Annotated in this window: 22 protein-coding genes; 16 read left to right on the top strand and 6 right to left on the bottom strand. The window is 69.1% G+C overall.

Going from position 1 to position 26,206, the window contains the following annotated elements; all coding sequences use genetic code 11:
* Nucleotides 1–39 precede the first annotated feature (39 nt).
* Complete coding sequence (locus AB0F43_RS22795; RefSeq protein WP_360480119.1) at nucleotides 40–2,889, bottom strand: S8 family serine peptidase; 2,850 nt, start codon at nucleotides 2,887–2,889, stop codon at nucleotides 40–42.
* A 149-nt stretch (nucleotides 2,890–3,038) separates the two neighbouring features.
* Here AB0F43_RS22795 and AB0F43_RS22790 point away from each other — a divergent pair, with 149 nt between their 5' ends.
* Both AB0F43_RS22790 and AB0F43_RS22785 read left to right on the top strand, forming a co-directional pair.
* The gene (locus AB0F43_RS22790; RefSeq protein WP_360480116.1) at nucleotides 3,039–3,848 is read left to right on the top strand and encodes a dienelactone hydrolase family protein; all 810 of its coding nucleotides are present in this window, start codon (nucleotides 3,039–3,041) and stop codon (nucleotides 3,846–3,848) included.
* Between the two features lie 243 nt (nucleotides 3,849–4,091).
* Nucleotides 4,092–4,772, top strand: a complete 681-nt coding sequence (locus tag AB0F43_RS22785; RefSeq protein WP_360480114.1) for a hypothetical protein — start codon at nucleotides 4,092–4,094, stop codon at nucleotides 4,770–4,772.
* Here AB0F43_RS22785 and AB0F43_RS22780 read toward each other — a convergent pair.
* Complete coding sequence (locus tag AB0F43_RS22780; RefSeq protein WP_360480111.1) at nucleotides 4,769–4,972, bottom strand: hypothetical protein; 204 nt, start codon at nucleotides 4,970–4,972, stop codon at nucleotides 4,769–4,771. The two genes, AB0F43_RS22785 and AB0F43_RS22780, sit on opposite strands and share 4 nt — an antisense overlap.
* Before the next feature lie 290 nt (nucleotides 4,973–5,262).
* On the opposite strand from AB0F43_RS22780, the gene AB0F43_RS22775 reads away from it, so the two are divergent.
* The 8 genes from AB0F43_RS22775 (at nucleotide 5,263) to AB0F43_RS22740 (ending at nucleotide 14,376) form a co-directional block, all read left to right on the top strand.
* A complete protein-coding gene (locus AB0F43_RS22775; RefSeq protein ID WP_360480108.1) occupies nucleotides 5,263–6,534 on the top strand; it encodes an ROK family transcriptional regulator in 1,272 nt (423 codons plus the stop codon).
* The gene (locus AB0F43_RS22770) at nucleotides 6,531–8,036 is read left to right on the top strand and encodes a sugar ABC transporter ATP-binding protein (protein ID WP_360480105.1); all 1,506 of its coding nucleotides are present in this window, start codon (nucleotides 6,531–6,533) and stop codon (nucleotides 8,034–8,036) included. Before AB0F43_RS22775 ends, AB0F43_RS22770 begins: the two co-directional genes overlap by 4 nt.
* Entirely contained in the window at nucleotides 8,033–9,097 is a 1,065-nt protein-coding gene (locus tag AB0F43_RS22765) for an ABC transporter permease (protein ID WP_360480102.1), read from the top strand. Before AB0F43_RS22770 ends, AB0F43_RS22765 begins: the two co-directional genes overlap by 4 nt.
* Before the next feature lie 13 nt (nucleotides 9,098–9,110).
* The gene (locus AB0F43_RS22760) at nucleotides 9,111–10,154 is read left to right on the top strand and encodes a substrate-binding domain-containing protein (RefSeq protein ID WP_360480099.1); all 1,044 of its coding nucleotides are present in this window, start codon (nucleotides 9,111–9,113) and stop codon (nucleotides 10,152–10,154) included.
* A gap of 10 nt (nucleotides 10,155–10,164) precedes the next feature.
* Nucleotides 10,165–11,328, top strand: a complete 1,164-nt coding sequence (locus AB0F43_RS22755; RefSeq protein WP_360480096.1) for a Gfo/Idh/MocA family oxidoreductase — start codon at nucleotides 10,165–10,167, stop codon at nucleotides 11,326–11,328.
* Complete coding sequence (xylA, locus tag AB0F43_RS22750) at nucleotides 11,325–12,485, top strand: xylose isomerase (protein WP_360480094.1); 1,161 nt, start codon at nucleotides 11,325–11,327, stop codon at nucleotides 12,483–12,485. The genes AB0F43_RS22755 and xylA overlap by 4 nt, the downstream gene beginning before the upstream one ends.
* Nucleotides 12,486–12,558: 73 nt before the next feature.
* A complete protein-coding gene (locus AB0F43_RS22745; RefSeq protein ID WP_360480091.1) occupies nucleotides 12,559–13,560 on the top strand; it encodes a sugar phosphate isomerase/epimerase family protein in 1,002 nt (333 codons plus the stop codon).
* 93 nt (nucleotides 13,561–13,653) lie between these two features.
* Complete coding sequence (locus tag AB0F43_RS22740) at nucleotides 13,654–14,376, top strand: DUF2071 domain-containing protein (RefSeq protein ID WP_360480088.1); 723 nt, start codon at nucleotides 13,654–13,656, stop codon at nucleotides 14,374–14,376.
* A 6-nt stretch (nucleotides 14,377–14,382) separates the two neighbouring features.
* Here the strand turns inward: AB0F43_RS22740 and AB0F43_RS22735 are convergent, their stop codons facing one another.
* On the bottom strand, nucleotides 14,383–15,183 hold the full coding sequence (locus tag AB0F43_RS22735) for a hypothetical protein (RefSeq protein ID WP_360480085.1): 801 nt from the start codon (nucleotides 15,181–15,183) through the stop codon (nucleotides 14,383–14,385).
* A 94-nt stretch (nucleotides 15,184–15,277) separates the two neighbouring features.
* Between AB0F43_RS22735 and AB0F43_RS22730 the strand changes: the two genes are divergently transcribed.
* The 4 genes from AB0F43_RS22730 (at nucleotide 15,278) to AB0F43_RS22715 (ending at nucleotide 19,114) form a co-directional block, all read left to right on the top strand.
* Complete coding sequence (locus AB0F43_RS22730; RefSeq protein WP_360480082.1) at nucleotides 15,278–15,772, top strand: MarR family transcriptional regulator; 495 nt, start codon at nucleotides 15,278–15,280, stop codon at nucleotides 15,770–15,772.
* 188 nt (nucleotides 15,773–15,960) lie between these two features.
* The gene (locus tag AB0F43_RS22725) at nucleotides 15,961–16,170 is read left to right on the top strand and encodes a hypothetical protein (RefSeq protein WP_360480079.1); all 210 of its coding nucleotides are present in this window, start codon (nucleotides 15,961–15,963) and stop codon (nucleotides 16,168–16,170) included.
* Between the two features lie 42 nt (nucleotides 16,171–16,212).
* Nucleotides 16,213–17,013, top strand: a complete 801-nt coding sequence (locus tag AB0F43_RS22720) for a GNAT family N-acetyltransferase (protein WP_360480076.1) — start codon at nucleotides 16,213–16,215, stop codon at nucleotides 17,011–17,013.
* Nucleotides 17,014–17,209: 196 nt separating this feature from the next.
* A complete protein-coding gene (locus tag AB0F43_RS22715; protein ID WP_360480073.1) occupies nucleotides 17,210–19,114 on the top strand; it encodes a rhamnogalacturonan lyase in 1,905 nt (634 codons plus the stop codon).
* 45 nt (nucleotides 19,115–19,159) lie between these two features.
* On the opposite strand, the gene AB0F43_RS22710 is transcribed toward AB0F43_RS22715, so the two are convergent.
* Both AB0F43_RS22710 and AB0F43_RS22705 read right to left on the bottom strand, forming a co-directional pair.
* Nucleotides 19,160–19,738, bottom strand: a complete 579-nt coding sequence (locus tag AB0F43_RS22710) for a GNAT family N-acetyltransferase (protein ID WP_360480070.1) — start codon at nucleotides 19,736–19,738, stop codon at nucleotides 19,160–19,162.
* Between the two features lie 9 nt (nucleotides 19,739–19,747).
* The gene (locus AB0F43_RS22705; protein ID WP_360480067.1) at nucleotides 19,748–20,542 is read right to left on the bottom strand and encodes an SGNH/GDSL hydrolase family protein; all 795 of its coding nucleotides are present in this window, start codon (nucleotides 20,540–20,542) and stop codon (nucleotides 19,748–19,750) included.
* Nucleotides 20,543–20,790: 248 nt separating this feature from the next.
* On the opposite strand from AB0F43_RS22705, the gene AB0F43_RS22700 reads away from it, so the two are divergent.
* Together AB0F43_RS22700 and AB0F43_RS22695 are read left to right on the top strand one after the other, a co-directional pair.
* The gene (locus AB0F43_RS22700) at nucleotides 20,791–21,252 is read left to right on the top strand and encodes a DUF4383 domain-containing protein (RefSeq protein ID WP_360480064.1); all 462 of its coding nucleotides are present in this window, start codon (nucleotides 20,791–20,793) and stop codon (nucleotides 21,250–21,252) included.
* Nucleotides 21,253–21,329: 77 nt separating this feature from the next.
* Nucleotides 21,330–24,290 (top strand): hypothetical protein, encoded by a 2,961-nt coding sequence (locus AB0F43_RS22695; protein WP_360480061.1) that lies wholly within the window; start codon nucleotides 21,330–21,332, stop codon nucleotides 24,288–24,290.
* Here the strand turns inward: AB0F43_RS22695 and AB0F43_RS22690 are convergent.
* Nucleotides 24,281–26,077 carry a BTAD domain-containing putative transcriptional regulator gene (locus tag AB0F43_RS22690; RefSeq protein ID WP_360480058.1) on the bottom strand — a complete coding sequence of 599 codons (1,797 nt, stop codon included), beginning with the start codon at nucleotides 26,075–26,077 and terminating at the stop codon, nucleotides 24,281–24,283. The two genes, AB0F43_RS22695 and AB0F43_RS22690, sit on opposite strands and share 10 nt — an antisense overlap.
* Between the last annotated feature and the right edge of the window lie 129 nt (nucleotides 26,078–26,206).

Below are 26,206 nucleotides of genomic sequence, written 5' to 3'. Positions count from 1 at the left end.
CCCGGCCAACCGGCCGGGGCGGACTGTTCAACCACTGATTCAGCTGATGGTGAGGATCTTGTTCGGAGTGAACACCTGCGTGTGGTCGGCATCGCCGGGGAACCAGACCCGGTAGGCGATCTGACCGCGTACCGCCGGCTTGATCCCGAACGCGTATGCACCCGAAGTGCTCAGCTTGACCCAGGCGATCGACTTCCAGGTCTTGTTGCCGTACTGCTGCAGGTACACGTACTTGCCCGAGTGCGCCGGAGCGACGTACCCACTGAACTTTGTCGTCCCGCCGAGCCTGATCGCCGTCGGCGACAGCGTGGCCGAGATCGTCGGCGTCACCTGCACGGTGACGTCAGGCGTCCGGGTCCCCATCATGTCGGCGTTGCCCGGGAACGTCAGCATGTACACCGACGACACCGCCGGCTTGTGCACGAACGACATGTTCCCGGTCGACGACGTCTTCAGCGCCGCGAGCAGCTTGAACGTGGACACGTTCTTGGGCCGCACGTACAGGTTGACCGGCAGCCCGGCGAGCGGTCCGTTGGCGGGCAGCGTGCTGCCCTTGATCGTGACCGAGCCGCCGTACTTGAGCAGCGTCGTCGACAGCGCGATGCCTGTCTTCACCCCCCACAGTCGCGACACCGCCGCCGGGCTGACCTTGCCGCTGCGATCCTTCACCCAGGCGGCGTAGGTGTACGTCGTGTTCTGCGCGAGCCCGGTGTTCTTGAACGCTGACGCCGTACCCGCGTAGACGAGGGTGCCGGTGGTCAGCGTCGGCACCGCGTTCCCGGCGTTGCGGCGCACGATCACCTGGTCGAGATCCGACATCGGCGAGAGCTTCCACGCCAGGTTCGCGGCCAGGTACGCGCCGTTCGCGTCGAACACCGGCGCCGCCGGCACCTGGTCGATCGTCGAGAAGACACTGCTGAACGCTGCGAGTGGCGTGCCACCGGCCTCCTGGACCCCACTGACGACGATCCGGTACGGCGCGTTGTCGAGCAGCGGAGCGGTCGGCGTGATCTCGGCCTTCTTGGTCGCCTCGTCGTACTGGACGGTGGCGCCCACGGTGGAACCGGTCTTGCCGTTCACCAGCCGCACCGTGCTCGGCGTGACGCTGGTCGCGAGCACCGGACGCGCGAACGTCACCACCGGCTTGGTGGTCACGGGCTGAACCGCCGACATGTCGGCTGGCTCGACGTCACGCACGGGGTACGCGGTCCCAGGACTCGTGCCGCCCGAACCTCCCTCGGTGACGCTCAGCGTGTACGGGCGAGTGTCCCGCGACCCGTTGTCGTTGCGGACGGCGATGTACGTCGAGCCCGCGGCCACGCTGACGTTCGCGGTCGCGGTCAGCGGTGCGGGCACGGTCGGGTTCGCCGGGAACGGGTTCACCGCGGTCGCCAGCCGCTCCAGGTCGAAGTTGTACACCTCGACGCGCGGACCGATGTTCACCGGGAGGTCGAGGTCGAACTCCGAGCCCGTGAGCGACACCTTGAGGTTGCGGGCCGCGGCCGAGGTCACCACGTACCAGTCGACGTCCCCCTCGACACCGAATGTCGAGCTGACCGGGGTCGTGAGCGCCCGCGCCCGGGTCGGCTGGTCGTTGCCGTCGGCACCGGCCACCGGGAAGTCGGTGGTCCACTTGCCGCCCAGGGCGTAGTACGCGTCCAGGATGCCCGCGCCGTAGTACGGGTCGTTACCCCGCGGACCCGCGTCCCGGGCGGTCGCCTTCAGCCGGGCCATGACCTGCGCCGGGGTGAACGACGGCCACTTGTTCCGCACCAGCGCCGCGACACCTGCGACGATCGGGGACGAGAACGACGTACCCGACAGGCCGGTCCAGTACGGCTCATAGCCGCTCGGGGTCTGCGCCCGCGGTGCCGTGCTTGTGATGTCAAAGCCGGGGGCTGCGATGTCGACCGGGTCACCGTAGGTGCTGAAGTCGGTCAGCGCGCCGTACCAGTTGGTGGCGCCGACCGAGAGGACCTCCGGGTAGGCGGCTGGGTAGTGCGGATCGGAGATGCCGGTGTTGCCGGCCGCGGCGACCAGGACGACGCCCTTCGCGACCGCGTTCTTGATCGCGGTGTGCAGGATCGGGTTGTCGCCTTCGCCGCCGAGCGACATGTTGATCACCCGGACGCCGTTCTTGACCGCCCAGTTGATGCCGTTGATGACAGTGGCGTCGCTGCCGCTGCCGGTGTCGTCGAGCACCTTCACCGGCCGGACCTTCGCGTTCCAGGCCACCCCGGCGACGCCGATGGAGTTGCCGGTGCCGGCCGCGATGATGCCGGTCACCGCCGTACCGTGGCCGTCGCCGTCGTTGGGCGGCAGCGCGGTGTTGAAGGTGTTGTAGCCGGGCAGCAGGTGGCCGGCCAGGTCCGGGTGACCGGCGTCGACGCCGGTGTCCAGTACGCCGATCACCTGGGCGCCGGCGGACTTGGACAGATCCCAGGCCGCGTTGACCCGGACGGTCGGCAGGTACTTCTGGTAGTTGGTGTAGAGCCAGTCGTTCGGCGTGGCGGACTTCCGCCGGAGATAGTTGAGGGAGGCAAGCTCGACCGCCGGCTCGGCCTTGACCTTCTTCAGGAGTTCTGGAGCCGGCACGTCACCGGTGATGGTGACGACGTCCGAGGTGACAGACACGTCTGGCTTGGCCTTGGCCTTGGACAACGCGGCTTTTCGGGCCGAGGTCGTTGCCTTCGGCTTGAACTGCACGATCACGGACTTCGCGTCGTACGCGGGTCCGGTGGTGCGGTCGGGATGGAATTTCGCCTGGAACGGACGATGTTGCGTCGACACGTCGGCGGTACCGGAGGAACCGGTCACCGCCACCAGCGTCGCCGCAACCATGGCCGCGGGAATGCCCAGGCGCAGCAGTTGAGCAGGGCGGACAGACAAGGGGACCCCCCCAAGGGTCTGAAAGTGATAGTCGAGCGGAGTATGCCAGAGGACTGGTCCGGTATCCGCGTCCAGCCCGATGTCAAAAGCTGCAAGCTTGCCGCCGTCCGTGCGCTCTAAGCTTGCGCCTCATTGTCGAGGAGGCGTGGATGGCGGCACCGAGTTCCGATCTGAGCGGTTGGCGGCGAGCGCCGTTCACGGGGGCGGGGCTGACCTATGACTGCTTCGAGAAGGGCGAAGGGCCGGGGGGCATGCTCATTCCCGAGATTCCCGGGCTGACGCCGGAGGTGCTCGGTCTCGGTGATCATCTCGTCGGGGAGGGGTTCACCGTCGTCATTCCTTCTCCGTTCGGTACGCCGGGACGCCGCGAGACGACCGGTTACGCGCTGGGGGTGATCGCGCGGATGTGTGTCGCGAAGGAGTTTCGCGCGTTCGCGGCCGACGCCGAGCGGCCGATCACGAAGTACCTGCGGGCCGTCGCCGCCGACCTCGCCGCGCGGACGCCGGGACGCGGCGTCGGGGTGATCGGGATGTGCTTCACCGGCGGCTTCGCGCTGGCCACCGCGGTGGAGGATGCGGTGCTGGCGCCGGTGCTGAGCCAGCCGTCCACGCCGTTCGCGGTGACCCCGGGGCTGCGCCGCGACGCAGGCGTGTCCCGGCAGGAGCTCGAGGTGGTGAAGGAGCGGACGCGGACGGGCGGTCTGTGCCTGCTGGGGCTGCGGTTCAGCCGTGACCGGATGTCACCGGCCGAACGGTTCACCACGCTGCGCGAACAGCTCGGCGACGCGTTCGAGGTGATCGAGCTCGACAGCGGTCCGGGTAATCCTGACGGCTACGGCAGGACGGCTCACTCGGTGCTCACCCGCGAGCTGCGGGAGAACCCGCCGAACTCGGCCGTGCAGGCCCGCGCCCGGACCGTCGAGTTCCTCCGGCAGCACCTGACTGCTACCCGGCGGTGACCCTCAGTGCGAAATGTTACAGCAGCGTTGAGGAATGCTCAGCGTGTGGTTATGCCGACGTAGAGTGGGGAAGCTGCCCGGAGTCCGGTGCGGATCGTTGCGTTGTGCAAGGGAGGGGGAGCGGTGCGTGACGCGGAGTGATTTCCTCTGGTCGTGGGCACCGGAGACATGGCACGATCGGCCACCGGAGGCACATCAGGGGGCGGGCATGGCGATGGCCAGGCACCAGACGAGTGAGGCTGTATGAACGGGCGGACAGCGCAGGAGAGCCGGCTCCCGGTGAACGGGACCGCGGCGGCGAACGGGACCAATGGTCACGCTCCGCAACCGGAGTCTCAGATGGACGACCTCGCGGCGGGCGAGACCGCCGAGCCGGACGAAACCGCTCAGCCCGCGGAGGAGTGGACGCCGCGCACCAACGGCCGGACGAACGGCACCACGTTGGGCGAGTTCAACACACCCGTCCGGGTCGACGAGATCGCTGTCGCCGCGATGGCACTGTCGGAGAACCTGCAGGCGGCCACCCGCGGTATGCCGGAAACCCCTCAGTTGCGGCGTTTCCGCCGTGACCTCGACCAGGCCGCCAGCACCTTTCGGTCCATCGCCGGTGAGCTGGAGGCGACCGCGGGCAGCCTGATTCGACTGGCCGCGAACGAAGGTCAGCCGTGCGGTGTCGGCTGGGGCGTCTGCCCCGAGCACGGCCTCACCTTGATGAACGTCGGCGAGACCGTCACCTGCCACGTGCTCGGCTGCCACCGCACGAACGAGGGCGCTGTCGAGCGCTGTGAGCACCCGGTCGCCTACCGCGTCGTCGACGCGGCCGGCCCGGCCCTGCTCACCTGCGCCGGCCACGCGATCGCCTGCCGTCTCTACCTCGACGACGCGGTCATCACCCTGGCGTCCGACAGCCTCGAGTTGTTCTAGAGCGTCGGAGGTGTAGGCCGCACCGAGCTCAGTGGTGCCTGGCCTTGGAACGCGTGGTACACGTCCAGGTAGCCGGGCCGGCCGTGTCGCACCACCTTGCCGACCACATCCCCTGGCGGGCTGGTGGCGGAGGCGAGCTGCGTGCCGCCCAGGGTGGTCGCGGCGGTGGCGGCGAGGAAAGCGCGCCGGGAAAGGGTCATCTGAAGCTCCTGATGGGGGCGGGCAGGAGAGGTGCGGCGAGAGTACAAACGCTTCATAGGTCGCGCAAGAGTTGAACGGCCAGTACGCAAGTTCCGGAACCAACGCAGGCTCTGGTCAGAGAGAGCGTTTGCCCAGTACGGTCGGCGACACCTGGTCGGGGCTGTCGGGGTGGGTTGGCAAATACACCGTCGCAACATCTTGACGCCGCTTCAGCGCCGTACTTAGTTTGTTGGTTCAACAGACAAAGTCTGTCAACGGGCTCACGACGACTGGTGGGGTGGGGTTTCGTATGACGCTGACGGACGGCCGCCGCCGGGGAAACCGGGTCGTTGCCGCCGACCACGTCTCGCTCCGCCGTAACAACCTCTCCGTCGTCCTGCGCCACGTCCGCGACCTCGGCCCACGCTCCCGGGCGCGGATCGCCGCCGACACCGGCCTCAACAAGGCAACCGTGAGCAGCCTGGTCGCCGAGCTCGTCGAGCGAGGCCTGCTCCGCGAAGGCCCGGCCGACTCCACCCGCGCACTCGGGCGCCCCGGCCAGCTCGTCGAGCTCGACGGCACCGGAGTCTGCGGCGTGGGTGCCGAGATCAACGTCGACTACCTCGCCGTCACCGCCCTCGACCTGTCCGGCGACACCGTCAGCGAACGACGTGTCCCGCTGGACGTCGCCCACCTCGACCCGGGTACGACGCTCGACCGCCTGGCCGAGGTGATGCGCGAAGCCGTCGCGGCGGTCGACGCTCGAGGTGGCCAGGTCGCCGGTGTGACCCTCGCCGTACCGGGTCTGGTTCAGGTCGACGCCGGTGAGCTCAAGCTGGCGCCGAACCTGGGCTGGGGCGAGATCCCGGTCGTCCGCGAGATGCGCGAGCGGCTGGGCGAGCCGTCGTACCCGCTGCATGTGGACAACGAGGCGAACCTCGCGGCGCTGGCGGCGTACTCGGAGCTGCGGAAGTCCGAGGCGGTCCAGGACATCGTCCTGCTGACCGGGGCGGTCGGTGTCGGCGGTGGGGTGGTGTCGAACGGGCATCTGCTCCGCGGCGGGCACGGGTACAGCGGCGAGGTCGGGCACATGCCGGTGGCGCCGGCCGGCCGGGCCTGCGGCTGCGGGCGGACCGGCTGCTGGGAGACGGTCGTCGGCTTGACCGCACTGTTGCACAAGGCAACGGACTCTGACGATCCGGTCCGCGATCCGTCGCTGGACGTCGATCGGCGGCTGGCCGAGATCACCGCGCGCGCGGAGGCCGGTGACGAGCGGACGCTGACCGCGCTGGACGAGGTCGGAACCTGGCTGGGGATTGGGGGAGCGATCCTGGTGAACATCCTGAACCCGGACGTGCTCGTGCTCGGCGGCTACTTCGCCGTCCTCGGGCCGTGGCTGGAGGAACCACTGGAGACGGCGATCCGCGAGCGCGTGATCGCCCCGGACGGCGGCGGCTGCCGCGTGGTGCGCTCGGAGCTCGGTTTCACCGCGGCGGTGCGCGGCGGTGCGCAGATCTCGCTCGACCAGGTCTTCGTCGACCCGACGACGATCGGCCGGGCCGAAGCGGGGGTGGCGCAATGAGGGACCTGCTCACGATGACCGGCATCGTCAAGGAGTTCCCCGGGGTCCGGGCCCTCGACGGCGTGGACCTGGATGTCCGCACCGGTGAGGTGCACTGCCTGCTCGGCCAGAACGGCGCGGGCAAGTCCACGCTCATCCGGGTGCTGACCGGCGCCCACCAGCCCGATGCCGGCACGATCCACATCAACGGCGAGCAGGTGCAGCTCAACACCCCGACCGCCGCGATCCAGCGGGGCATCGCCGCGATCTACCAGGAGCTCGACCTGGTCCCGGAGCTGACCGTTGCCGAGAACATCTTTCTCGGTCACGAGCCGGCCCGGTTCGGCTTCAGCCGCAGGCACGAGGCGACCGCCCGGGCCCGCGAGATCCTCCGCGGTCTGGGTCACGGCGAGATCCCTGTCCACCGCACGGTCGGCTCGCTTCCGGCCGCGGGACAGCAGGTGGTCAGCATGGCCCGCGCGCTGTCCCGGGACGCCCGCCTGATCGTGATGGACGAACCGTCCGCGGTGCTCGACCCCGAAGAGGTCGCCAACCTGTTCCGGGTCATCCGCGACCTCACCGCGCGCGGTGTCGCCGTGGTCTACATCTCGCACCGGCTCGAGGAGATCCGCCAGATCGGCGACCGCGTCACCGTGCTGAAGGACGGCGCCACCGTCGCGACCGGTCTCGACGCACGCGAGACGCCCACCAAGGAACTCATCCGGTTGATGACCGGCCGCTCGATCGAGTACGTCTTCCCGCCCCGCCGGGAGATCCTCAGTACCGCGCCGGTCGTGCTCGAGGTGGACAGGCTGACCCGGCCGGGCGAGTTCGCCGGGATCGGCTTCACCGTCCGGGCCGGCGAGATCCTCGGTCTGGCCGGACTGGTCGGCTCGGGCCGTTCCGAAGTACTGGAGACCGTGTACGGCGCTCGCCGGGCAGCGGCCGGATCGGTACGGGTCGACGGCGTGACGCTGCGACCGGGCCGGGTGCAGGCCGCCGTGAAGGCGGGCGTCGGGCTGGCGCCGGAGGAGCGGAAGAGCCAGGCGCTGCTGCTGGACGAGGCCGTCTACAAGAACATCACGGTGTCGACCATGCAGCGGTTCGCCAGCGGGGGATTCCTGAACGGCCGGGCCGAGCGGGAAGCGGCCGCTGAACTGTCCAGGGCGCTGGATGTCCGCCCGGCCGGCGTGGACCATCCGGTCCGCAACCTGTCCGGCGGCAACCAGCAGAAGGTCGTGCTGGCCCGGTGGCTGTTGCGGGACTGCCGCGTCCTGCTCCTCGACGAACCGACGCGGGGTGTCGACGTCGGCGCGCGGTCCGAGATCTACGCGCTGATTCACAAGCTGGCCGCCAACGGGGTCGCGATCGTGCTGGTCTCCAGCGAGGTCGAGGAAGTTCTCGGTCTCGCCGACCGGGTCGTCGTACTGCGGGAGGGACGGGCCGTGCACAGCGGACCCGCGCAAGACATCGACGAGCACCAGGTCCTCGACCTGGTGATGGAAGGAAGTGCCGTGTCATGAGAGAGGACGTTGCCCGACCCCCTGAGCAGACCGCATCGTCGCAAGCGACCGTCACACCGCCCGCGGTGCCGCGGTCCGGCAACCCGCTGAGAACCGGCATGGGACGCAACGTCGGCCTGGTGGTGGCGTTGGTCCTGCTCTGCCTCGTCGGCATCGTCACCGCCGGCGACACCTTCGCGACGGGCGCCAACCTGCTGACCATCCTGCGGCTGGCCGCTGTCATCGGCGTGGTCAGCATCGGCATGACGTTCGTGATCACCGGCGGCGGTATCGACCTGTCCGTCGGCGCAATGGTCGCCCTAGCCTCGGTCTGGGCCACCACGCTGGCGACCCAGCAGCTGGCGACCGACGCCCACTGGATCTTCATGGTCAGTACGGCGCTCGTGGTCGGAGCGGCCTGTGGTCTGGTCAACGGACTGCTCGTTGCCTACGGCAAGGTCGTGCCGTTCATCGCGACGCTGGCGATGCTGGCCGCCGCGCGTGGCCTGGCCGAGATCATCTCCGACCGCAGGACGCAGATCATCTCGGTGAACGGCTTCGTCGACTTCTTCGGCGGGTCGCTGATCGGCGTACCGGTGCTGGTCTGGATCTTCGTGCTGGTCGCCGCGGCCGGCTGGGTGGTGCTGAACCGGACCACGTTCGGCCGCCGTACCTTCGCCGTCGGCGGTAACGCCGAAGCCGCCCGGCTCGCCGGGATCAAGGTGCAGCGGCACACCGTCGCGCTCTATGTCCTGGCCGGACTGTGCTGCGGGATCGCCGCCGTGATGCTGATGGCCCGGACGACGACCGGCAGTTCGACCCACGGTCAGTTGTACGAGCTGGACGCGATCGCGGCCGTGGTGATCGGCGGCACGCTGCTGTCCGGTGGCCGCGGAACGATCGTCGGCACGGTGTTCGGCGTACTGATCTTCACCACCCTGAACAACGTCTTCACCCTGAACAACCTGAGCATCTCCGCCCAGTCGGTGGCCAAGGGCCTGATCATCGTGATCGCCGTTCTTCTCCAGCAGCGGCTGGCCGGAGGCGATCGTGTCTCCGCCGCCCGCACCACCCGCCCGTAGAAGGAGGACAATGATGTCCGCACGTTCCGTCCGAACCCTGATCGTCGCCGGCTTGAGCGTGGTCGCGCTGGCGGCCTGCACCAGCAACACCCCGGAGGCCGAGAAGAACGACAACCCGCCCGCGAACTCCGGCGTCGCGGCCGGGAAGAACGACGAGCCGGGGCAGAAGGTCCGGATCGGGTTCTCCGCGCCGGCCGCCGACCACGGCTGGATGGGCGCCATCACCAAGGCCACCCAGGCGGAGGCGAAGAAGTACTCCGACATCGAGCTGATCGTTGCCGAGGGTACCAACGATGTGAACCTGCAGATCAGCCAGGTGGAGACCTTCATCAACCAGAAGGTGGACGCGATCGTGCTGCTGCCGTTCGACGGCGCGGCGCTCACGCCGGTGGCGATCAAGGCGATGGAGGCCGGCATCACCGTGGTGAACGTGGACCGCGAGTTCGACAGCACGTTCGCGGCCCGGACCACCATCCTCGGTGACAACAAGGGGATGGGCATCTCCGCCGGCACCTACATCTGCCAGGAGCTGAAGGGCAAGAAGGACGCGGTGATCGCCGAGATCGCCGGGATCGACTCGCTGCCGCTGACCCAGGCCCGCAGCCAGGGCTTCAAGGAGGCACTGGCCGACTGCGGCCTGAAGGTGAGCAACCGGGTCGCCGCCGAGTTCACCGTCGAGTCCGGTGAGAAGGCCGCCGCCAACCTGTTGCAGGCGGCGCCGAAGCTCGACGCGATCTGGAACCACGACGACGACCAGGGCGTCGGCGTGATGGCGGCGATCAAGAACTCCGGCCGCAAGGAGTTCTTCGTGGTCGGCGGGGCCGGCTCGGCGAACGTGATGCGCGACATCAAGTCCGGCGCCAATTTGCTGCGGGCAACCGTCATCTACCCGTCCACGCAGGGCGCGGACGGCGTCCGGCTGGCCCGGCTGCTGGTGCAGAAGAAGGCCCTCGGCGACCTGGTGGAGGTCGAGGTGCCGCGCACCATCCAGCTGTACGCACCGGTGGTGACCAAGGACAACGTGGACCAGTACCTGCCCACCGCCTTCGAGAGCTAAGAGGAGAGAAATGACGAACCTGGGCATCGGCCTGATCGGCTACGCGTTCATGGGCGCGGCCCATTCGCAGGCCTGGCGGAGCGCGCCGCGCTTCTTCGACCTGCCGCTGAACCCGGAGATGAGCGTGCTCTGCGGCCGCAACCCCGAAGCGGTCGCGGCCGCGGCGACCAAGCTCGGCTGGAACGAGACCGAGACCGACTGGCGCAAGCTGCTCGGCCGCGACGACATCCAGCTGATCGACATCTGCACGCCGGGGGACAGCCACGCCGAGATCGCCATCGCCGCCCTCGAGGCCGGTAAGCACGTGCTGTGCGAGAAGCCGCTGGCCAACACGGTCAAGGAGGCCGAGGCGATGACCGCGGCCGCCGAGGCGGCGGCGGCCAAGGGGATCAGGTCGATGGTCGGGTTCACCTACCGCCGGGTGCCGGCGATCGGGCTGGCGCGCCAGCTCGTTGCCGAGGGCAAGCTCGGCACCATCCGGCACGTCCGGGCGCAGTACCTGCAGGACTGGATCGCCGACCCGGAGGCGCCGCTGTCCTGGCGGCTGGACAAGGAGAAGGCCGGATCGGGCGCCCTCGGCGACATCGGCGCCCACATCATCGACCTGACGCAGTACATCACCGGCGACAACATCGCGGAGGTGAGCGGTCAGCTGGAGACGTTCGTGAAGGAGCGCCCGGTCGCCGCCGAGCACTCCGGTCTGGCCGGTACGGCGGGAACCGAACGCGGACCGGTGACGGTCGACGACGCGGCCGTGTTCCTGGCCAGGTTCGGTTCCGGCGCGCTGGGCGTCTTCGAGGCGACCCGGTTCGCGACCGGCCGGAAGAACGCGATCCGGATCGAGATCAACGGCAGCCTGGGCAGTCTGGCGTTCGACTTCGAGGACATGAACCTGCTGCACTTCTACGACGCGACCGAGGACGCGAAGACGGCCGGCTTCCGCCGGATCCTCGCCACCGAGTCCGCCCACCCGTACGTCGCAGCCTGGTGGCCGCCCGGCCACCTGCTCGGCTACGAGCACGGGTTCACCCATCAAGCCGTCGACCTGGTCACCGCGATCGCCGAAGGCGCCGATCCGACCCCGTCGTTCGCCGACGGGCTGCGCGTCCAGCGAGTGCTGGCCGCGATCGAGGCCAGCTCGACTTCACGTCAATGGCAGGAGATTCCCGAATGAATGCGTACACCCCGACCAAGGACGACAAGTTCTCCTTCGGTCTGTGGACGATCGGCTGGCAAGGTGTCGACGTCTTCGGTACGGCGGTCCGGCCGCCGATGGACCCGATCCACGCGGTTGAGAAGCTGGCGGAGCTGGGCGCCTCCGCGATCTCGTTCCACGACGACGATCTGGTGCCCGACGACAACACCCGGCAGCAGGTGCTCGAGCGGTTCACCAAGGCGCTGGCCGACACCGGCATCGTGGTGGAGATGGCGACCACGAACCTGTTCGCCCACCCGGTCTTCAAGGACGGCGGCCTGACCGCAAACGATCGCTCCGTACGGCGGTACGCGCTGTCGAAGCTGCTGCGCAACCTCGACCTCGCGGCCGAGCTGGGTGCGTCGACGTACGTGCTCTGGGGTGGTCGTGAAGGTGCGGAGTCGGGCGGCTCGAAGGACGTCCGGGCCGCGCTCGACCGGTACAAGGAGTCGATGGACCTGCTCACGGCGTACGTCCGTGAGCAGGGCTACAACATCAGGTTCGCTCTCGAGCCGAAGCCGAACGAGCCGCGCGGTGACATCCTGCTCCCGTCGATCGGCCATGCCATTGCCTTCATCAACGACCTCGAGGACCCCGAGCTGGTCGGGATCAACCCGGAGGTCGGGCACGAGGAGATGGCCGGGCTGAACTACGCGCACGGCATCGCGCAGGCGCTGTGGCACGGGAAGCTGTACCACATCGACCTCAACGGGCAGCACGGTCCGCGATTCGACCAGGACCTGCGCTTCGGGGCCGGCAACCTGCGCGGCGCGTTCTGGACAGTCGACGTACTGCAGGGGTCCGAGGGCCGGCCCGGGTACGACGGTTACGTCCACTTCGACTACAAGCCGCCGCGGACCGAGGACGAGGAAGGCGTGTGGGAGACCGCCCGCGCGTCGATGCGCAACTACCTGATCCTGCGCGACAAGGTGGCCGCGTTCCGGGCCGACCCGGAGGTGCAGGAGGCGCTGGCCGCCGCCCGCGTCGCCGAGCTGTCCGAGCCCACGCTGGGCGACGGCGAGACGCTCGACGACCTCCGCAACGAGAAGTACGACCCGGACGCGCTGGCCGAGCGCGGTCTCGGGTTCGAGAGGCTGGACCAGCTGGCGATGGAGCACCTGCTCGGCGTCCGGTAATCACTGTGCCGGTTCGGCGCCCCCGCCCGGGCGCCGTACCGGCGTGTTCTTAGACGAAAGGAGCACATGCGTCATGGCTCGACCGATCACCCTGTTCACCGGCCAGTGGGCCGACCTGCCGTTCGAGGAGGTGGCCCGACTGGCCTCGGATTGGGGGTACGACGGCCTGGAGATCGCCTGCTGGGGTGACCATCTCGACGTCCGCAGGGCCGCCGAGGACGACGCGTACGTGCGCGACCGGCTGGACATCCTGGAAAAGCACAACCTCAAGCTGTGGACGATCTCGAACCACCTGCTCGGTCAGGCCGTCTGCGACGACCCGATCGACCAGCGTCACCAGGCGATCCTGCCCGCGCACATCTGGGGCGACGGTGACCCGGAAGGTGTCCGGCAGCGCGCCGCCGAGGAGATGAAGACGACTGCCCGCGCCGCCCGTGCGCTCGGCGTCGACGTGGTCGTCGGCTTCACCGGTTCGTCGATCTGGAAGACCGTCGCGATGTTCCCGCCGGTGCCACCGGCCATGGTCGAGGCCGGCTACCGGGACTTCGCGGACCGCTGGAACCCGATCCTCGACGTGTTCGACGAGGTCGGCGTCCGGTTCGCGCACGAGGTGCACCCGTCCGAGATCGCTTACGACTACTGGTCGACGACCGCGGCGCTGGAGGCGATCGGGCACCGGGAGGCCTTCGGGCTCAACTGGGACCCGTCGCACTTCGTCTGGCAGGACCTCGACCCGGTCGGCTTCCTCTGGGACTTCAAGGACCGGATCTACCACGTCGACTGCAAGGACGCGAAGCGTCAGGTCGGCAACGGCCGCAACGGCCGGATGGGTTCGCACCTGGCCTGGGGCGACCCCCGGCGCGGCTGGGACTTCGTGTCCACCGGCCACGGCGACGTACCGTGGGAGGCCTGCTTCCGGATGCTGAACACGATCGGGTACGACGGCCCGATCTCGGTGGAATGGGAGGACGCCGGCATGGACCGCCTCGTCGGCGCCGCCGAAGCCCTCCAGTTCGTCCGCTCCCTCGCCTTCGACCCCCCAACCGCCTCCTTCGACGCCGCCTTCTCGTCCTGAACCGATCTGAAGGACTCCTGGAGGTCTCCGACCACGAGGCCGGGGACCTCCAGGGCGCTGAAGTCGCGCGGGCTGACGGCTAGGCTCAGTGGTATGGATGCCAGCTGGCCGGCGGCACCGCGGCTGCGGCGGCCGCGGATCCTGCGCCAGGAGTGGCGGGAGCTGACGTTCCTGCACTGGGCCGTGGATCCCGCCGTGGTCGCGCACTTCTTCCCAGCCGGCACCAGCCCGGACACCTTCGAGGGACGCACGTACGTCGGCCTCGTCGCGTTCCGGATGGTCGACACCGGCTTGCCCTACGGGCCGGCGGTCCCGTACTGGGGCGCGTTCCTGGAAACCAACGTCCGCCTGTACTCCGTCGACACCTCAGGCCGGCGTGGCGTCGTCTTCCTGAGCCTGGACGCCGACCGGCTGCCCGTCGTCGCGGCCGCCCGAGCCGTCTTCGGCCTCCCGTACCGCTGGGCCCGCATGACACATGTTGCTGACGGCAACCAGCACCTTTACACGTCAACCATCCGCTGGCCAGGCGTCCAAGCCTCCGCGACTGTCACTGTGCGCGTAGGTCAACCGCTCGAACCAGGACCACTCGAAGAGTTCCTCACCGCCCGCTGGGGTCTGCACATCCATCGAGCCGGCCGGACCTGGTACCTCCCCAACTACCACCCAGCCTGGCCCCTCCACACCGCCGACCTGCTGACCTTCGAGGACCGCGGCCTCCTGGCCTCAGTGGGCCTCACCGACCTGACCCGGCCACCCGACCACATCGCCTACAGCGCCGGCGTCCCGGCCGAGTTCGCCTTGCCCGACCGCATCTAGGACCTGTCAGCGCATGAGCTCGGCGGTCTGTTTGGTGATGAACTCGAGGCCGACCTGGTGCGACCATCGGTGGACCTCGGTCGCCAGCGCACGTGCGCCGGCGGTGTTGCCTTCGTCGCGTAGTAGGACGGCGAGGAGGGCTTGTTGGGCCAGTGCCCCCAGGAGATGGCCTACCTTCTGGCGGAGTTCGGTCGAGCGTTCCCACTGCTCGCGGGCGAGCTCGAGGTCACCTTCGGTGTGGGCGTGGTCGCCGAGGTGGCGGAGGGCCAGGGAGGCGAGGAGATCGTCGCCAGATCGCTCACCGAGCTCCAAAGCTGTGGTGAAGTGGGTGAAGGCCGCCGTCTGGTCAGCGGCGAGGTTATCGGCGATGACGCCGGCATAGAACGACGCCAAGCCCCGGCGCGCGTCGTCAGGTGCCTCGTCGCGCAGGTGCAACGCGCGTCCGGTCAGTGCAACTGCTTTCGTCTGGTCGCGTGCTTCAGCGCCGGACGCTGTCGTGTCCGGGCGGAACAGCGCTTTCGAGTAGTCCTTGCGCAGGTGGAGCATGGCCAGGTCCCAGCTGCTGGTTGCGTCAGGCAAGTTTTCCAGTGCCTCCGCGGCGGCGGTGAGTTCGGGTCCGGCCTGGTCTGTCTGCTGGGCGAAGTCCTGGTCTACGGCGACTTCGGCGAGGGCCAGGGCGAGGGCGCGGCGATCGGCTGGGTCGTCGGCGGTCGCGGCGCGGAGGAGGTCGGTCGCTGCGGTCCATCGGGCCGCGCGCATTAGCAGAGTGGCGGCGGTGATGAGTGCGGGTACGGCGAGCTGGGCCATCGGATGTCCTCACGGGGGAGTTGATGATGCCCGCAGAGTATTTCGACGTCGAAATATTTGACAACTAAGCTTCAGTCGGTGAAAAGTTAGACGGGTGAAGGATTCGGTGGATGAGCATGTCGACCTCTGGGCCAACGAGTTGCCGGACTTGGATCGGCGGGTCGAGGGGATCACGGTGCGGCTGCAGGTGCTGACGAAGTACCTGGACCGGCACCGGGACGCGGTCCTGGCGGAGTACGGGTTGCAGTGGTGGGAGTTCAAGACGCTGCACATGCTGCGCCGGGGCGGAACGCCGTACCGCGCGACGCCGGGGGAGCTGGCCAAGCAGCTCGGCATGTCGGCGGCTGCGCTCACCAACCGGCTGGACGCGCTCGAGAAGCGTGGGTACGTCGAGCGGACCCATGACCGCGACGATCGCCGCAAGGTGGTCGCGACCCTCACGCCGGCCGGGCACAAGGTCTGGGAGGAAGGCATCGACCAGATCCAGCGCGTCGAGCAGGAGCTCGTAGAGGAGCTCTCCTCGAGTGACCGGATTCGCCTGGAAGCCCTCCTCCGCCGCCTCGTCCTCGCTACGGAGAAGTCCGGTTGATCCGACGGGTCGGACCGGTCCGCACGGCACGCTCGACAGCAGCGTCCCCGACAGCAGCGTCGCCGACAGCGCTCGCCGACCGCGGTCGCGGGGAGTGATCGCGCCGACCGATGTCAAGATGCCGCGAGCTGATCCGACGTCCAGGTATAGGCACCACCTCGGGTGCTGATGAACTGGAGGACGGACGGATGGAACCGCTGAACCTGATGGTCTCGCTCAGTCACTTCGCCAACGAGAAGAACGAGCGCCACCAATACCTGAGCGACGACCCGCGCCGCACGATCCGGGCACGTGCCGGTCGTCGGAGTCGTCGCGGGCAGGCTGAGCACCGGCCCGAGGATTCCTACGGCTGGTGGCGGAGTGCGTGGCGCGGAGTGACGAAGGCTACGACTCGGTGAAATGAGGCGCGGGATCGCCGTACCTCGTGCCAGAGTCCACGTGTGACGGGATCTTCGAAGAATGCACAGGCCGCCGCTTTGCTGGCGGCGTACGACGAACAGCTGCGGGGCGGGAGTGAAGGCGCGGGGGTGCCGACGAGTATGGATGGGCCGGTGATTCGGGTTGAGTATCCGAATCGCGGGTTCGTGAGTTACCGCTCGCTGGAAGGGCTCGACGGCGCCGAGGTGGACGCGTTGATCGCGCGCCAGCGGGACTTCTTCGCCGCCAAGGGGCAGGCGGTCGAGTGGAAGCTGCGCGGACACGACCAGCCGGCGGATCTGCCCGACCGGCTCCGGGCGGCCGGCTTCGAACCCGAGGAACAGGAGACCGTGCTGGTCGCCGAGAGCGCGGACATCGTCGAGCGGCTGCGCGGGCGCGAATCCGTCGACGGCGTCGCGATCCGGCGTACCGGCGAGACGGTCGACTTCGAGCGGATCGCCGCGATGGAATCGATCGTCTGGAACGACGACTGGTCCTGGCTGGCCGACGAGCTGGTCCGACACCAGGCTACGGGGTTGACCGACATCTACATTGCCGAGGCAGCCGGTCAGGTCGTGTCGGCGGCGTGGGCGGTCTACAAGCAGGGCACCGACTTCACCGGTCTGTGGGGCGGTTCGACCCTCGCCGAATGGCGAGGCAAGGGCATCTACAAGGCGCTGGTCGCCATCCGTGCCGCCAGGGCTGAGGAACTCGGCTACAAGTACCTCCAGGTCGACGCTTCCGACGACAGTTCGCCGATCCTCCAGCGCCTCGGTTTCGTGCCCGTCACCACGACCACCCCGTGGGTGCACACCCCGAAGTGACCGGCATCGGACTACCGGTTGTAGCGCTATTGACACGTACAGGCGCGACCCCTACATTACGGGAAACGCTTTCCCGTGCACAGGAAGGCGTTAGCTCCCGTTTCGTGTGACCAGCTGGCCGGGACGGGAGTCCGCGGATCAATGGGCCCGCCCCACCCATCGCGCTCCCGCGCCCGACGCTGGACGGTCTGCCACCATGAAACGTCGTCTGAAGCCACTCTTCGCGACCGCCGTCGCGATCACCACACTGACCGCCGGTCTCACGGCGGCCCACGCCGAAGCCAAGCCCGCAGCCGAGCTGAACGCTCCGGCTACGCTCGCGGCCACGTCGAACGCCTCGGCCCAGCCCGCTGCTGTATCGATCAAGGCCCTCAACAGTCTCGTCCCCACCGACACGGCCAACCTCGGCCGCGGTCTGGTCAGCCTGCGAACCACGAACGGCAACTTCCTGTCCTGGCGGTTGCTGCACAACGACCCGGCGAACCTCGAGTACGCCGTCTACCGCGACTCCACCCGGATCGCGACCACCAAGGTCACCAACTACCTGGACGAGGGCGCCCCGCCCAACGCCCGCTACAGCATCCGCCCGCTCATCGGCGGCACCGAAGCCCGGACACCGGCGACCGCCGACGGCGAGGTGTCGACCCTGGCCGCCAGTCAGGACGTACCGATCCAGAAACCGGCCGGCGGCACGACCCCTGACGGCGTCGCCTACACCTACACCGCCAACGATGCGTCCGTCGCCGACCTCGACGCCGATGGCGCGTACGAGATCGTCCTCAAGTGGGACCCGACGAACGCGAAGGACAACTCGCAGGCCGGCTACACCGGCAACGTCTACCTCGACGCGTACGAGCTCAACGGCACCCGCAAGTGGCGGATCGACCTCGGCCGCAACATCCGCGCTGGTGCGCACTACACGCAGTTCCAGGTCTTCGACTACGACGGCGACAGTCGCGCCGAGGTGGTGGTGAAGACCGCCGACGGCTCCCGCTCCGGCACCGGCCAGGTGATCGGCAACGCGAACGCCGACCATCGGAACTCCTCCGGCTACATCCTCACCGGCCCGGAGTACCTGACCGTCTTCAGCGGCGCCGACGGTGAGGTGCTCGCGACCGCCAACTACGTCCCGCCGCGCGGCACCGTGTCGTCGTGGGGCGATTCGTACGGCAACCGGGTCGACCGCTTCCTCGCCGGTACGGCGTACGTCTCGGGAACGCGGCCGAGCATCATCGAGGCCCGCGGCTACTACACGCGGTCGGTCATCTCGGCGTGGGACTACTCGAACCGGACGCTGACGCGGCGCTGGACGTTCGACAGCAGCAGCTCGAGCAACGGGTCGGCGTGGACCGGGCAGGGCAACCACCAGCTGTCGATCGCCGACGTCGACAGTGACGGTCGCGACGAGATCATGTACGGCGCGATGGCGATCGACGACAACGGCTACGGCCTGTGGGTCAACGGACTCGGCCACGGGGATGCCTACCACGTAGGCGATCTGGTGCCGAGTCGCGCTGGGCTCGAGGTCTACAAGCCGTCCGAGGATGGGTCCAAACCGGCCGACTGGGTGGCCGACGCGCGGACCGGCCAAACGTTGTGGCGTGCCGCGTCGTGTGGTTGCGACAACGGCCGTGCGGTGGGCGACGACATCTGGTCCGGTCATGCCGGTGCCGAGGTGTGGTCGTCGGCCGTCGCCGGGCTGAGATCGGCGACGAACGGCGCACAGGTCGCCAGCCGCAAACCCGGGTCGACGAACTTCGTGATCTGGTGGGACGGCGACCGGCAGCGCGAACTGCTGGACGGCACCCACATCGACAAGTACGGCACCGGCGGCGACACACGGTTGCTCACGGCAAGCGGCGTACGTGCCAACAACGGAACCAAGGCCACGCCGGCGTTGCAGGCCGACATTCTGGGCGACTGGCGGGAAGAGGTCATCTGGCCGACGTCGAACGACACCGCGTTGCGGATCTACTCGACGACCGACTCGACGAGCGTTTCGCACGTCTCCCTGATGCAGGACCGCATGTACCGGGTCGCGGTCGCCTGGCAGAACACCGGCTACAACCAGCCACCCCACGCCAGCTTCCTCAATCCCTGATCAGGCCGGAGGGCGCCTTCGTCATCGCGAAGGCGCCCTCCGGGCTCAGGATGCCGGGCGATACATGGCGTAGTGGATCGGCCCGCGGTGGGGGAGTTCGAGTTCGGCGACGACGGTGAAGCCGAGGGATTCGTAGAAGGCGAGGTTGGCTGGGTCCTGGGTTTCCAGGAAGGCGGGGGAGTGCTCGGCGTCGGCGGCAGCCAAGCCGGGGGTGATGACGGCCCGGCCGAGGCCCTGGCACTGGCGGTCCGGATCGACGCCGACCACGGCGAGGAACCACACCGGCTCGCGGGGTCGGAAGATGCCCATCGCCTGCTCGCACTCGGCGGCCAGCGCCGCGCGTGTGCCCGCCAGCTTCGCGAACGCGTCGGCGTGGGCTGCGAAGGCGTCCGGGGGAGTGGCCGGCGTGGTCCAGACCGCGACGGCACTGGCGTCGTCGGTGACCCAGACGCGGCCGTGCCGCAGGCCGATCCCGGTCAGGAAGAGTCGCTGGTACTCCGTCAGCCGATCAAGGTAGTTGTCCGGGTCGAGGCCCATCCGCGTCATCGGGTAGTCCTCGAACGCCCGGGTCAGTGTGCGCACCGCCGCGTCGACGTCCGCATCCGAAGCCTGCCGCACCTTCATGGTCCGAGCCTACGTTTTCAGCGTCCGCACGATCAGGTCCGCAACGGCTCGCATGCCGGCCGCGTTCGGATGGTAGGGCACGAACCCGCCGAGGAAGCCGGGGCGCAGGCTGAACCCGGTCGTCCAGGGCTCGGACGAGCCGATCGCATGGTCCTGGCTCGCGGCCGAGGACGCGATCAGCTCGGCGCCAGCGGTGGCGGCCGCCTTGGCGAAGGCTGCGGCGAGCCCATCGGCCATCAGAGCCACGCTGGGCAGTTGCTCTTCATTCAGTGGTACGTCGAGACGCGGCCGGGTACTCGGTCCGACCAGGGCCAGGTAGTCGACCAGCAGGATGCGCGCCGATGGGGCCCGCTCCCGCACCCGCTCGACGACGGTGACGAGCGAATCCGTGACGGCCTGGTAGGCGGCGTCGTCCTTGAGGTAGCTGACTCTTGCCCGGATCCGGTTCGCGACCCGGCGGCCGAGGAGGGTCGCGGGCTTGGCCAGCGTGTTCAGCATGCTGCCGCGGAGGAACGTCCCGACGAACTCGAGATCGTTGCCTCCGGCAGTGATCGTGACGAGCGTGGTGTCGGGCCCGACAGCCTCGACCTGGGGTGGTGCCGCGTCCTGCGGGGTGTCGACGAGGTTCGCGGTGGTCGCGCCGCAGTAGGTGACGTCGACGAGGTCGAGCTTCAGGTCGGCGGCAACCAGGTGCGGATAGTTGTTGCCTGATCGTCCCGCCGCCTTGTGCGCGATCGGGCTGATTCCTGGGCCCGCGGCGAACGAGCTGCCGAGGGCGACGTACCGACTGCCGGGTTCGATCACCGGACCACGATAGCCGCGCCCTGCCACCCTGACTCGGCAACCCTGCAAACGACTGACTCGGCAACCCTGCAAACGAAGCGACGGCCCCAGCCACGTCCGCGTCGGCCGCAACCTCGGCACCGGGCCGTGTCGAAATCGTTGCCTGATCCTCCCGAACCGACCGGTTCGAGGGATCCCCCCGGGGTACCTGGCGGGCAGAGTCCGCCGGGTCGGCCGGTGGACCGCAACGGCCAGAGGGAGGGGTCGAGATGGCAGACGTACATGCCGGTCGGATGACGGCGACGACGATTCAGAAGGCTGCGACGGCGGTCGCCGCGGTCTTTCTGCTGGTCGGCGTCTTGGGGTTCATTCCGGGTGTCACCACAAGCTACGACACGATGACCTTCAGTGGGTTCGAGTCGGACGCCCTGCTGCTGGGCATCTTCGAGGTGTCGATCCTGCACAACATCGTGCACCTGCTGTTCGGTGTCGTCGGGCTGGTGATGGCGCGCAGCTTCCAGGGGGCCAGGGCATTCCTGATCGGTGGCGGCGTCGTGTACGCCGTGCTGTTCATCTACGGTCTGGTGATCGAGCATGACAGCTCGGCGAACTTCGTGCCGGTGAACCCCGCGGACAACTGGCTGCATGTGGTGCTGGCCGTCGGCATGATCGCCCTCGGTCTGCTCCTCGGCCGGGCGGGGACGAAGGGGGCCGCGGTCCGGAACGACTGAGCCCGAACCGGGGTCAGGAACCACTGAGCCTGGAACCGGGAACCGTACCGGGCCGCTGACCGGGCATACTTCGGCGCGTGAGTGACGACGTGTTCGGGACAGCTGGGATTCGGGAGCGGGTGCTGGCCGGCTGGGCGGCGGCCCCGGTGCGGTTCCGGGAGGATGCGAACGCCGAGGAGGACCTCGCGCTCGGTGGGTATGCCGACCGGGTCGTCGCCGAGCTGGCGCAGAACGCGGCGGATGCGGCTGCGCGCGGAGGCACGCCAGGACGGGTGTTGTACGAATTCCGCGGCACCACACTGGTCGTTGCGAACACGGGTACGCCGTTGTCCGCCGAGGGGGTCGAGTCACTGGCGACACTGCGCGCCTCGGCCAAGCGGGACGAGGCGACAGTCGGGCGGTTCGGCGTCGGTTTCGCCGCCGTACTCGCGGTCACGGACGAGCCGGTGATCCTCTCGCGGAGCGGCGGTGTGCGCTTCTCGAAGGCGGACACCGCGGCCGCGATCGCGGACCTCGGGTCGGCCGGGCTGGAGACCGAGGTACGACGGCGCGACGGCCAGGTCCCCGTACTGCGACTGCCGTTCGAGGCGCACGGTGAGCCGCCGGAGGGTTATGACACGGCAGTCATCCTGCCCCTCCGAGACGAGGCCGCGGCCGCGCTGGTACGTCGCCTTCTCGACGAAGCCGGCGACGCGCTTCTCCTCGCCCTCCCCGGTCTCGAACGCATCGAGATCGCGACGGCCGACGGCCACCGCGTGATCGAGGATGCCGAGTCTCGCTGGCACGTGCATCGCGTAGCCGGCGTCTTCGACGACCACGAACGAGAGCAGTTGCTGGCCGACCGTCCCACCGAGGAACGCACCCGGCCCCAGTGGTCGGTCCTGTGGGCCCTGCCGCGGGATGAGGCCGTCGAGCTGCCAGGAGTCGTGCACGCGCCGACGCCGACCGACGAGGCGCTCAGTCTGCATGCGTTGCTGTTGGCAACTTTTCCCTTGGATCCCACGCGGCGTCATGTGGCCCAGGGCCCGTTGACGGATCGGCTGGTGCGGGAAGCCGCGGCCGCGTACGCCGAGCTGCTCAGGCTGAGGGCTGAAGACGGGGACGACGTACTGCGGCTGGTGCCGACCGGCCTGGCGGCGGGCGCGTTGGATCGGGCGGTCCGGGATGAGATCACCGCCGTCCTGCCGGACACGGCGATCCTCAGAGCGGTGGCGGACGGGGCGCTGATCCGGCCTCGGGATGCGGTGGTCGTGGAAGGGGCCGATGAAGCCTTCACCACAACGCTGGCACCGCTCGTGCCTGGGCTGGTTCGGTCCAGTCTTCAGTTCCGGACCGCCCTCGATGCCCTCCAGGTACGTCGGCTGGAGCTGGCTGAGGTTGTCGACCAGCTCGGCGCCAACGAATCGCCGCAGTGGTGGCGCGGTCTCTACGCCTCGCTGGCCGGCATGGTGACGGACGCGCTTTTGCGCGAATCCCTCGGCACCCTGCCCGTCCCGCTCGCCGACGGCCGCCTTGTCCGCGGTGTCCGCGGCCTCCTTCTCCCAGGCTCCGATCTGCCCGTCGACGTCCTCAAGGAGTTCGGCGAGTACGGCGTCCGCGTCGTCCACCCCGAGGCTGTCGACCCAGCGCTCGAACGCCTCGGCGCACTGCCGGCGACGCCGCGCACGTTGCTGGAGGACAGCGCCGTACGCACGGCTGTCGAGCACTCGCTGGAAGCCGACGATCCGGACGCCATCGCTCACGCCGTCCTGAGTCTGGTCGCCGCCGACCCGTCCCAGGCGGACGGCCTGTGGTGGCTTGCCGACCTCGCGCTCAGGGACGCCGACGGCGATCTCGTCCCGGCGAACGCGCTCGTCATTCCGGGGTCCGAGGCCGAGTCCGTGCTCGACCGCGACGAGGTCGCGCCGGTGGACCAGGCACTGCTCGACCGCTACGGATTGCCCGCGCTGGAGGCGGTCGGCGTACTCGCGACCCTCGGTGTGGTGACGGCCTCGGACGTCGCGCTCGACGAGTTGCCCGAAGCGCTCAACGACCTCGACGGGATCGAGGACTGGGCGTACGACGTGGCACCGGACGGCTCCCGGTACGGCGCGACGGTCGGGGAGCTGAGCGCGATCCGGGACCTGGACTGGATCACCGACGATGCCTGGCCGCGGGTCCTCGAACTGTTCGGCTCGTCGCCGGATCTGCGCCGTGCCCTGGTCACTCAGGTACGCGTCGTCGGTCCCGATGACCGCGCGCTCGGTGTCCCGTCGTACTCGGCCTGGTGGATCCGCGAACGCGTGCTGCTCGAGGACGGCGAACCCCTGGCAGGACGGGCCGATCCGGACGCCGACCCGGTGCTGGCGAGCTTCCTTGACGAGGCCCCGGAGTGGACGGCGGGGCTCGATCCCGAGGTGCGTACGGCGGTCGGGCTGGTCCGCGAGGTCGGCGATCTCGATGCCGACGGCATCAGTCTGCTGCTGGAACGGCTCGCGGATCCGGATCGCGAGGTCGACGAGAGCGCGATCCTGCGACTCTGGAGCCAGCTCGGCACGCTGCCCGTGTTCCCGGGTGCTGCGCCGGAGCAGGTCCGGGTCCTCGCGGACGACGGTCTGACCCGCGTCACCGGGGCGAGCCGTGCGGTGGTCGTGGATGGCCCGATGTGGTTACAGCGTGAGGATCTGGGCGGTTTCGTCGTCGCCTCCGGTGCGGCGGCGGACGGGCTGAGCGACCTGTTCGACGTACCGATGGCACAGGAAGTTGCCGAGGGCAAGGTCGACGGTGACGGTACGGAGGCCGACGTACCGGCGATCGTGCGTGAGTTGGTCCCCGAGGTCCCGGCGATGTGGTGGGAGCACGAGGAGCTGACGGTCGACGGGGCCGAGGTGTCGTGGTGGGTGGACGATGACGGCGCTCCGCATGCGGCGACCTTCGACGGTTTGGCCAAGGCGCTGGCCTGGGCGAGTGGCCGGTGGGACCAGCGGCATGTGATCCGCGCGGTGCTCAGCGAGCCCGGCCGCAGCTCCGAACTCCTGGTGGACGCCGCCTACGACTGAGCCAGCGCGCGCAGGGCGGGATTGTCGATGTCGGCGCTGAGCGATCGAGCGGCAGCGGTGGCCCGTTGGTCGCCGAGCCGGCCGAGGTGCAGCTGGGCGTGCACCTGCAGCTCCCGCAGGTCACAGCGAGCCGCAAGCGAGGCAAGGCTGCTCGCCAAACCCTGGGCACGCTCACCGTCGGATCGGTCGAGCGCGGTCCCCGTCGCGGTGTCGAGGACGTGCGCGTGGACCCACTGATACCGATCGGGTTCACGGCTCGCCCGGGTCAGCGCGAGATCGAGCCACTCGGTCGCGCCCGGATAGTCGCCCCGGCCGGCGTGCAGCAACGCGAGGCCGCGGCCCGCCATACCTTCCCAGCACGGGTCGTTCAGCTGGCAGCCCAGCGCCCAGGCCTGCTCGAAGCCCTCCGCCGAGGTGTCCAGCTTGCCGGCGTACAGATCGAGCTCGGCAGCAAGGGCTTGCGGCCACGGCAGGAAGGCGATCCAGCGTTCCTGCCGTACGAGCTCGAGCGTCTCGGCCAGGACCGTGGCCGCCTGGCTGTATTCCGATCGCAGCAGATGCGCCCGGCCGACCAGGGAGAGTGACCACGCCTGCTGCCGGGGATCGCCGCAGCGGGCGGCGAGTTCGGCCGATTCACCCAGCTGGTCGAAGGCGGCCGGATAGTCGGCCCGGTCGGACGAGTTCATCCCGCGTACACCGAGGATGGCGGCGGACTCCGCGTCGGTCTCGGCGAGCGCCTGGGCCTTGGACAGCCACTCGTCCGCGGTCTTGCGCCGGCCGGCCTGGACCTCGATGAATCCGAGCTCGCGCAGCGCCAGCACCGAAGTCGGCCGTTCACCGGCTTGCTCGGCGACCAGGACGGCCTCGTGCAGGATGATCGCGCCCTCCTCGTCGTGACCGCGGATCGCGTGCACGAGGGCACCACCGAGGGCCGCGAGTGCCCTTGCTTCCAACGTCTTGTCGTGGCACTGGACCGCGAGCGCCGCGGCCTGGCGCAGACATTGCAAACCGGCGTCGACCGCACCAGCCACGATCGCCGCGCGCCCGGCCTGAAGCTGACTGACCGCGGCCGCCCGGCCAGTCAGCGGCGGACCCGGCCGCGGACGGACCTCAGCGGCGTCCCGCAGCGAGCCGGACACCCCGATGCCGAGCTCGCGGCGGAACAGGTCCTCGCAGATCGCGATCTGCCGCAGCGCGCCGACCCGATCGCTCGACGCGGCGAGGCTCCGGATCAGCAGTTCATGGTTGCCCTGCTCATACGGATTGATCTCAACCGCCTTTGCGGCAAAGGGAATTGCCGCGTTGGACTGTCCGGCCGCGAGCAACGCGATGGCGTTCTGCCGAAGCCGCGCCTCGATCGCACCGGCGACCCGGCGACGCTCCACCAGCAACCACGACTCGAACTCCGGACAGGACTCCAGCTCCACGCCCTCCAGGAGATCGCCGCCGACCGTGAGCAGTGACTCCGGTTCCGCCGACGGCTCGGTCAGCGCCAGCACGTCGACGATCGTCGTACCGTCGAGCGCCGTCACCACCGGATCCCCGCTGAGCAGTTCCGGTCCGCCGATCGCGCGCCGGAGCTCGGCCAAGGTCCAGCGCAGGGCGCCGAGCGGATCCTCGGCGTCGGCGAAGAACAGCTCGGCGAGCCGGCGCCGGCTGGGCGGCCGCTCGGCCAGCACCAGGTAGCCGAGCAGCGCCCAGGCCTTCCGCCCCCGCGGCTGACGACCGGGCGCCCCGCCGTACTCGATCACCGGCGCACCCAGAAGCCGGATCGTCACCATCGCCATCCCCCTTCCCCCCGATCCCATTTGGCTGGCTGACCCACCAGCTTGGGGGTTTGCCACCCGGAATCACGGTGGCAAACCCCGCATTCGATGGGTCAACCAGTCAAATGCCCCCAGGATCAGTGTGACCCC

Origin of the sequence: Kribbella sp. NPDC023972, from assembly GCF_040639075.1 — a bacterium.
Classification (GTDB): Bacteria; Actinomycetota; Actinomycetes; order Propionibacteriales; family Kribbellaceae; genus Kribbella.
Note: the sequence above shows the minus strand (reverse complement) of the source record. Positions and strands in the feature narration are given on the sequence as shown.

Bases quoted from the DNA above. Each gene is read 5' to 3' on its own strand.
- AB0F43_RS22740 (WP_360480088.1), top strand. From the start codon at position 13,654: ATGGATGCCAGCTGGCCGGCGGCACCGCGGCTGCGGCGGCCGCGGATC.
- AB0F43_RS22775 (WP_360480108.1), top strand. From the start codon at position 5,263: ATGACGCTGACGGACGGCCGCCGCCGGGGAAACCGGGTCGTTGCCGCC.
- AB0F43_RS22700 (WP_360480064.1), top strand. From the start codon at position 20,791: ATGGCAGACGTACATGCCGGTCGGATGACGGCGACGACGATTCAGAAG.
- AB0F43_RS22710 (WP_360480070.1), bottom strand. From the start codon at position 19,738: ATGAAGGTGCGGCAGGCTTCGGATGCGGACGTCGACGCGGCGGTGCGC.
- AB0F43_RS22715 (WP_360480073.1), top strand. From the start codon at position 17,210: ATGAAACGTCGTCTGAAGCCACTCTTCGCGACCGCCGTCGCGATCACC.
- AB0F43_RS22725 (WP_360480079.1), top strand. From the start codon at position 15,961: ATGGAACCGCTGAACCTGATGGTCTCGCTCAGTCACTTCGCCAACGAG.
- xylA (WP_360480094.1), top strand. From the start codon at position 11,325: ATGAATGCGTACACCCCGACCAAGGACGACAAGTTCTCCTTCGGTCTG.
- AB0F43_RS22690 (WP_360480058.1), bottom strand. From the start codon at position 26,077: ATGGCGATGGTGACGATCCGGCTTCTGGGTGCGCCGGTGATCGAGTAC.
- AB0F43_RS22755 (WP_360480096.1), top strand. From the start codon at position 10,165: ATGACGAACCTGGGCATCGGCCTGATCGGCTACGCGTTCATGGGCGCG.
- AB0F43_RS22745 (WP_360480091.1), top strand. From the start codon at position 12,559: ATGGCTCGACCGATCACCCTGTTCACCGGCCAGTGGGCCGACCTGCCG.
- AB0F43_RS22780 (WP_360480111.1), bottom strand. From the start codon at position 4,972: ATGACCCTTTCCCGGCGCGCTTTCCTCGCCGCCACCGCCGCGACCACC.
- AB0F43_RS22770 (WP_360480105.1), top strand. From the start codon at position 6,531: ATGAGGGACCTGCTCACGATGACCGGCATCGTCAAGGAGTTCCCCGGG.
- AB0F43_RS22735 (WP_360480085.1), bottom strand. From the start codon at position 15,183: ATGGCCCAGCTCGCCGTACCCGCACTCATCACCGCCGCCACTCTGCTA.
- AB0F43_RS22760 (WP_360480099.1), top strand. From the start codon at position 9,111: ATGTCCGCACGTTCCGTCCGAACCCTGATCGTCGCCGGCTTGAGCGTG.
- AB0F43_RS22785 (WP_360480114.1), top strand. From the start codon at position 4,092: ATGAACGGGCGGACAGCGCAGGAGAGCCGGCTCCCGGTGAACGGGACC.
- AB0F43_RS22790 (WP_360480116.1), top strand. From the start codon at position 3,039: ATGGCGGCACCGAGTTCCGATCTGAGCGGTTGGCGGCGAGCGCCGTTC.
- AB0F43_RS22765 (WP_360480102.1), top strand. From the start codon at position 8,033: ATGAGAGAGGACGTTGCCCGACCCCCTGAGCAGACCGCATCGTCGCAA.